The organism is Rhizobacter sp. P2_H2 (genome assembly GCF_056403375.1).
Window position 1 is genome coordinate 1 of the sequence record NZ_JBFUFP010000734.1, and the last position, 2,823, is coordinate 2,823.

General features: G+C 70.5%; 3 protein-coding genes and 1 tRNA gene. 2 read left to right on the top strand and 2 right to left on the bottom strand.

Annotated elements, in window-relative coordinates:
- The first annotated feature begins 165 nt into the window (after window positions 1-165).
- Both AC1D15_RS25455 and AC1D15_RS25460 read left to right on the top strand, forming a co-directional pair.
- A complete protein-coding gene (locus tag AC1D15_RS25455) occupies window positions 166-846 on the top strand; it encodes a response regulator (RefSeq protein ID WP_477828181.1) in 681 nt (226 codons plus the stop codon).
- Complete coding sequence (locus AC1D15_RS25460) at window positions 843-2,219, top strand: ATP-binding protein (RefSeq protein WP_477828182.1); 1,377 nt, start codon at window positions 843-845, stop codon at window positions 2,217-2,219. Before AC1D15_RS25455 ends, AC1D15_RS25460 begins: the two co-directional genes overlap by 4 nt.
- A 10-nt stretch (window positions 2,220-2,229) precedes the next feature.
- On the opposite strand, the gene AC1D15_RS25465 is transcribed toward AC1D15_RS25460, so the two are convergent.
- Window positions 2,230-2,320, bottom strand: a tRNA-Ser gene (locus AC1D15_RS25465).
- A 61-nt stretch (window positions 2,321-2,381) separates the two neighbouring features.
- Window positions 2,382-2,823 (bottom strand): SPFH domain-containing protein (locus tag AC1D15_RS25470; protein ID WP_477828183.1); only part of this gene is annotated, 442 nt, incomplete at its 5' end.

Consider the following 2,823-nt stretch of genomic DNA (forward strand, 5'->3'; position numbering starts at 1 on the left):
CATGGGAAGTCTCGCTCGGTTGGGATGGAAAGCAGTGTCGGAACCCCGCCTGAAGCGAACCTGAACCCTTCATGAAGGTTCGATGAAGGCGCCCGCCGCGACCCCGGCGCGGCTTCACCCTACCTTCAGGTTCGGCGTCTCCAATCGGTGTCCATGAGCCATGCCATGAAGATCCTGCTGATCGAAGACGACCTCGAACTGGGCAACGGCGTGCGCATCGCGCTCGAAGACCAGGGCCTGCAGGTCACCTGGGTGCGCCGGCTGGGCGACGCGCTGCACGCGATCGACACCCAGGCCTGCGACCTGGTGCTGCTCGACCTGGGCCTGCCCGACGGCGACGGCCTGGCGCTGCTGGCGCGCCTGCGCCGCGAGCGCCTGCCGATGCCGGTGCTGATCCTGACGGCGCGCGACGCGCTCGAAGACCGCCTGGCCGGCCTCGACAGCGGCGCCGACGACTACCTGGTGAAACCGTTCGCGCTGGCCGAGCTGCTGTCGCGCGTGCGGGCGCTGGCGCGGCGCAGCTTCGGCCTGGTCAACGACACGATCGAGATCCGCCAGCTCGCGCTGCACGAGGCGACGATGCGCGTGACGGTCGACGAGCGGGCGGTCGAGCTGTCGCGCAGCGAGTTCGAGCTGCTGTGCCTGCTGATGAAGCGCGCCGACCGCGTGCTGACGCGCCGCGTGCTCGAAGAGCAGGTGCTGCCCGGCGGGCTCGACAACGAGAGCAACGTGCTCGACGTGCACATGTCCAACCTGCGCCGCAAGATCGGGCCGGGCTACATCCGCACGGTGCGTGGCGTCGGCTACGTGATCGACCGCGTCGCACCGGCCAAGGGCGGGGCATGACGCCCGCCGCATTGTGGAGGCGGCTGCGCAGCTCGCTGGTCAGCCGCCTGGTGCTGGCCCAGATGCTGACGGTGCTGCTGCTGTGGTCGGCGGCGATGGCCTATTTCGTGTGGGACACCGCGCGCTACGACGAGATCTTCGAGCCCGGCCACATGGGCCCGAGGGCCGACATGATCCTCGCGCTGGTCGACAGCCTGGCCGACCGGCCCGAGCAGCTGCAGGAGGTGCTGCGCAAGCTCGACGTGTTCCAGCGCCGCGAGAACCATGAAGAAGACGACCCGGCGTTGCGCATGTCGATGAACGTCTGGCTCGGCGACCGGCTGCTCTATGCCTCGCCCGGCTCGCCCGGCGTGGTGCCGGCGACGCAGCAGCGCCGGCTCGAGAAGCTGCTCATCGACGGCATGCCGTGGCGCACCTACACGCAGCAGTCGGCGCAGTCCGCAGCGCGCGTCACGTTGATCCGTTCGGGCCACGCGGTGTCGATCCTGTTCGCGATCGGCGAGCGCGGCATCCTGATCCTGCCGCTGCTGATCAGCCTGCCGTTCCTGGTGCTGCCGGCCTGGTGGTCGGTGCGGCTGGCGTTGCGGCCATGGCGCCGCTTCTCGCAGGAGATCGAGACGCGCAGCCCCGGCGACCTGGCGCCGCTGCGCTTCGGCAGCGCCTACCGCGAACTGCGGCCGGTGGCCGATGCGGTGAACACGCTGCTCGCGCGCGTGGCGGCGAGCCTGGCGCGCGAGCGCAGCTTCATCGCCGACGCGGCGCACGAGTTGCGCACGCCGCTGGCCGCGATGCGCATCAACATCGAGGCGCTGCAGGCGCACCGCGGCGATGCGCGCGATGCCGAGCTGCTCGACGGGCTGGTGCGCAGCGGCGAGCGGGCGAGCCGGCTGGTGGCACAGCTGCTGGGGCTGATGCGCAGCGACAGCGGGCGCACCCAGGCGGCGCGGCTGTCGCTCGACGAGCTGGTGCAGGACCGGCTGGCGGCGCTGTCGGGGCTGGCGACGGAGCGCGGCGTCGAGCTGGAGCTGGCGTGCGCCGAGCGCTGCGAGATCGAGGCCGAGCGCGAGGGGCTGACGTCGCTGGTCGACAACCTGGTCGAGAACGCGATCAAGTACTCGCCCGCCGGGTCGACCGTGTCGGTGCGGGTGGGGGGCGATGCGTCGCTGGTGGTGGAGGATGCCGGTCCGGGCATCGCGGCGGACTGGCGCGAGCGCGTGTTCGATCGCTTCTTCCGGGTGCCCGACCAGGCGCAACCGGGCAGCGGCCTGGGCCTGGCCATCGTCAAGTCGGTGGCCGATCGGCATGGCGCGACGGTTGAACTGGCCGATGGCCTCGAAGGTCGCGGCCTGCGGGTGACCGTGCGCTGGTCTTGAGATTGACAACTGGCGGAGAGAGCGGGATTCGAACCCGCGGGGGGCTATTAACCCCCACACGCTTTCCAGGCGTGCGACTTAAACCGCTCATCCATCTCTCCGGAGCCGGCGAGTTTAGCCTACCTCCGAGGGGGCTTCGGACCGGTCCCGCGGGAATTTCGCTCAGGGCTGGCCGGGTGCCTTCGCCTTCATCAGCGCCATCGCGGTGCCGATCAACCCGGCCACCTCGGTCATGTTCCCCGGCACGATCATCGTGTTGTTCTTCTGCGCCAGGTGCGCATAGGCATCCACCGCCTTCTCGGCCACCTTCAGCTGCACCGCCTGCTCGCCGCCCGGTTCGCGGATCGCCTCGGCGATCTTGCGGATCGCGCCGGCCGTGGCATCGGCCACCGCGGTGATCGCCGACGCCTCGCCCTGCGCCTTGTTGATCTCGGCCTGCCGCGCCCCTTCGGAGCGGGCGATCGAGGCCTCGCGCTCGCCGGTGGCGATGTTGATCTGTTCCTGCTTGCGGCCTTCGGAGGCCGCGATCAGCGCGCGCTTCTCGCGCTCGGCGGTGATCTGCGCCTGCATCGAGCGCAGGATCTCGGCCGGCGGCGTCAGGTCC

Excerpts from the sequence above, each read along its gene's own strand:
- AC1D15_RS25455 (WP_477828181.1), top strand. The coding sequence starts at position 166 with ATGAAGATCCTGCTGATCGAAGACGACCTCGAACTGGGCAACGGCGTG.
- AC1D15_RS25460 (WP_477828182.1), top strand. The coding sequence starts at position 843 with ATGACGCCCGCCGCATTGTGGAGGCGGCTGCGCAGCTCGCTGGTCAGC.